The organism is Ornithinibacillus massiliensis, from assembly GCF_018310345.1.
Taxonomy (GTDB): Bacteria; Bacillota; Bacilli; order Bacillales; family Amphibacillaceae; genus Ornithinibacillus; species Ornithinibacillus massiliensis.
Map to the genome: position 1 here is coordinate 1 of NZ_JAGXBY010000013.1, position 3,347 is coordinate 3,347.

The window sequence follows — 3,347 nt, forward strand, 5'->3', positions numbered from 1 at the left end:
AAACCATTGTCTGGTGATGATGGCGAGAAGGTCACACCTGTTCCCATACCGAACACAGAAGTTAAGCTTCTCAGCGCCGATGGTAGTTGGGGCATTGCCCCTGCGAGAGTAGGACGTTGCCAGGCAATTTTTTGTATATAAAATAGAATATTGTACATAATAGTCATATATTGTATTAACTATTATTCCTCAGAACGAGCATTATTCTCACCGAGAGCATCGAAAAAATGCTTCCATGAAAAGATACGTAATTTATATTATTCCACAGTAGCTCAGTGGTAGAGCAATCGGCTGTTAACCGATCGGTCGTAGGTTCGAATCCTACCTGTGGAGCCATTTTTATGTTTAATTTTCTATTATGCTTCCATAGCTCAGTCGGTAGAGCACCACCATGGTAAGGTGGGGGTCAGCGGTTCAAGTCCGCTTGGAAGCTCTTTAAAGCAGCTTAACTTCTAAATAAAGAGGTTAGGTTGTTTTTTTATTTGTTTCGTGAAGTATTCTGCGTAGAAGATTTCTATCTATTCTAGAGACATAATAAAAACTACCATACACTTTTCCAAAAGGTCTGTGGTAGTTTTTTGATGGTCACAAAATTGACAATAACCAGTTCACTTCCAACATGGGAAAGAAGTTAAAACGAGAACAACGCAAACTATCCAGACGTGCGCTGCATGCGAAAAACAACGGAATCGACTTACTCGACGCCAAAAACTATCAAAAACAAAAACGCAACGTAGCAAGATTGTATGAAAAAGTGCTGAATCAACGTGCCGACTTCTCCTAAACAAGTTAAGTACAGCCATCATCAAAAACCACGATGTCATCTGTATCGAAGACTTGAACACGAAAGGAATGTTGTGAAACCATAAACTAGCAAAATCCATTTCAGATGTATCATGGTCGAGCTTTGTATCCAAACTTACATACAAAGCGGAATGGTACGGCAAAATGATCGTGAAAATAAGTAGATGGTTTCCATCCAGTCAACTATGTTCTGCTTGTGGACATCACGCTGGCAAGAAGTCTCTTGATATAAGGGAATGGACTTGTCCAGTTTGTCACATGCATCATGATCGAGATGTCAATGCGAGTAAAAATATTCTAGTCGAAGGGTTACGAATCGTAGCTTCGGCTTAAACAACCTATAAAACCGTAGGGACTACGGGGATAGCTTGGTAAAGAAGAGAAACCGCTATTAGTTAAGAAATACCACGAACAAGTACGCTCTGTTCCCAAGAATCCCCCACTTCAAACATCCTGAAAGGAGGTTAAGTGGGGGTAGTTCAATGGTCATCTAATTATACACTTTAGATAATGTATCTCATTATTTAATCAGAAATGGCTGTATAAGCGTAATTGGTGTTTCAGGAGGACTTTTTCACCTGTCTCTTCTCTTGAATTGATATAGCGCATTATAAACACCATAGATGGCTATGAATACAAGTAATCCAACCATACAAAGATTAAAATAGTACCAAAATCCATCTCCGAGAAAATTTAGCGGTGTACTGGTTGAAGGTGTTCTAGCTAAGAAAAGAAAATTGGCGTCAAAAATTGGATTGATAAAGAATCCGATAATTGCTGCATAACATAAAAGGTAAAGATAAGACTCTATTGTCTTTTTAAAGGTGATTTTTAACGTAGATGTTAGGACTAAAAATATACAAGCCCAAGATAATATGAGATGGTGTATAAAAAACTGCCAAAATCGAAAATGAGGAAAACCATGGTGTAATTCTGGTGTTACTACCGCAAGGAAGGAAGGTACAATGCCGATGAATAGGATAACTTGAATGATTTTCTTATTTTTGGTTAGTAGTGCAAGCATAGTAACGATTCCCGCTATGCTACATAGTTGAAAGGGAAGGAATTCACGCGGATTCCAACTGCCGTTTAATATCCCCCATGTTTGATAACTAAGTTCAGAGGAAACTAAGATGATCAATAACCCTATCCTAAAAAAATTGGATGTCCTTTTATTGGTAATCCATTTTTTGGAGCAAAATAGTAATAATACAGCTCCAAAAATAAATAAGAATACCATGAATAGGTGGTGGATACCCCATAAATGAAAAGATGATACTGCTTTACTAGTAAACCACTCTCCCATTCAAATCCCCCCTGTATATCCTTATTTAAATAGAAAACAACGCTTACTAAAGCATTTTTAGTAAGCGTCTATGATTGATTATTGATTAGTGAAATTAGCCACCAATTATGTGGTAACCTGAATCGACATGTAGTACCTCTCCGGTTACACCACGAGAAAGATCACTGATAAAGAATAGGGTAGCGTCTCCAACTTGATCCTGGTCAACATTACGGCGTAAAGGTGCTTTTTCTTCCACCATGCCTAGTTTCTCGTTAAACCCAGAAACACCTTTTGCTGCTAAAGTCCGAATAGGTCCAGCAGATACTGCGTTTACGCGAATACCATGTTTTCCAACATCTTCGGCTAGGTATCTAACACTTGCTTCTAGAGAAGCTTTGGCAACTCCCATTACATTATAGTTAGGTATTACTTTTTCAGAACCTAAATATGTTTGCGTAACGATACTGCCACCTTCAGTCATTAGTTCTTTTGCTGCTTTTGTGACAGCAACTAAGGAAAATGCACTAATATCCTGTGCTAATAAAAATCCTTCTCTTGATGTATCGCTGAAATCACCTTTTAGTTCATCTCGGTTTGCAAATGCGACGGCATGGACAAGGCCGTGTATAACCCCAACCTTTTCTTTTATCTCATTAAAAGCGTTGCTTATACTTGCATCGTCCGCAACATCACAAGTAACGATGAGTTTAGCCTCGATATCATTTTGTTCTAATAACTTAGTTAGTTTTTTATACGATCTTTCTTGCCTGTTTGTAAATATAAGGTTTGCTCCAGCATTATGGAGTGATTTTGTAATACCCCATGCAATACTTCTTTCGTTGGCAACACCCATAACAACAATGTTTTTATCCTTTAATAGTTCAGTCATTTGGAACCTCCATTGTGATTAACTATTAGTACCTAACTATAATTTATCATTTTTTAAATGAAAAACCAATTTATTTCTTAATTTATTAATTTTATTAGGGGGATAATCCCTTGTGTATCAAGGGTTTTACGGGGCAGGAAATTTTTTTATAAAAAAATATCATTTTTCTCTTTACAAAGTGTGGAAATCTGTATATAATAAAATTCGTTGACTGCTAAGACAAGTTAAATAAATGAACTGGCCCGTTGGTCAAGCGGTTAAGACACCGCCCTTTCACGGCGGTAACACGGGTTCGAATCCCGTACGGGTCACCATGTGGAGGATTAGCTCAGCTGGGAGAGCACCTGCCTTACAAGCAGGGGGTCG

General features: G+C 38.0%; 2 protein-coding genes, 3 tRNA genes, 1 rRNA gene and 1 pseudogene. 5 read left to right on the forward strand and 2 right to left on the reverse strand.

Annotation, left to right across the window (positions count from 1 at the left end):
• Positions 1 to 9: 9 nt before the first annotated feature.
• The 4 genes and pseudogenes from rrf to KGF86_RS19150 form a co-directional block, all read left to right on the forward strand.
• A 5S ribosomal RNA gene (gene rrf, locus KGF86_RS19135) occupies positions 10 to 125 on the forward strand.
• Between the two features lie 136 nt (positions 126 to 261).
• Positions 262 to 336 (forward strand) — tRNA-Asn (locus KGF86_RS19140).
• 24 nt (positions 337 to 360) lie between these two features.
• Positions 361 to 433: transfer RNA gene (locus tag KGF86_RS19145), tRNA-Thr, on the forward strand.
• Positions 434 to 580: 147 nt separating this feature from the next.
• Positions 581 to 1,137, forward strand: a pseudogene (locus tag KGF86_RS19150) (RNA-guided endonuclease TnpB family protein); the annotation flags it as partial.
• Between the two features lie 241 nt (positions 1,138 to 1,378).
• Here KGF86_RS19150 and KGF86_RS19155 read toward each other — a convergent pair.
• The gene (locus tag KGF86_RS19155; protein WP_211742710.1) at positions 1,379 to 2,110 is read right to left on the reverse strand and encodes a YwaF family protein; all 732 of its coding nucleotides are present in this window, start codon (positions 2,108 to 2,110) and stop codon (positions 1,379 to 1,381) included.
• Positions 2,111 to 2,204: 94 nt separating this feature from the next.
• Positions 2,205 to 2,981 carry an enoyl-ACP reductase FabI gene (fabI, locus tag KGF86_RS19160; RefSeq protein WP_186869416.1) on the reverse strand — a complete coding sequence of 259 codons (777 nt, stop codon included), beginning with the start codon at positions 2,979 to 2,981 and terminating at the stop codon, positions 2,205 to 2,207.
• 239 nt (positions 2,982 to 3,220) lie between these two features.
• On the opposite strand from fabI, the gene KGF86_RS19165 reads away from it, so the two are divergent.
• A tRNA-Glu gene (locus tag KGF86_RS19165) sits at positions 3,221 to 3,295 on the forward strand.
• The last annotated feature ends 52 nt before the right edge of the window (positions 3,296 to 3,347 follow it).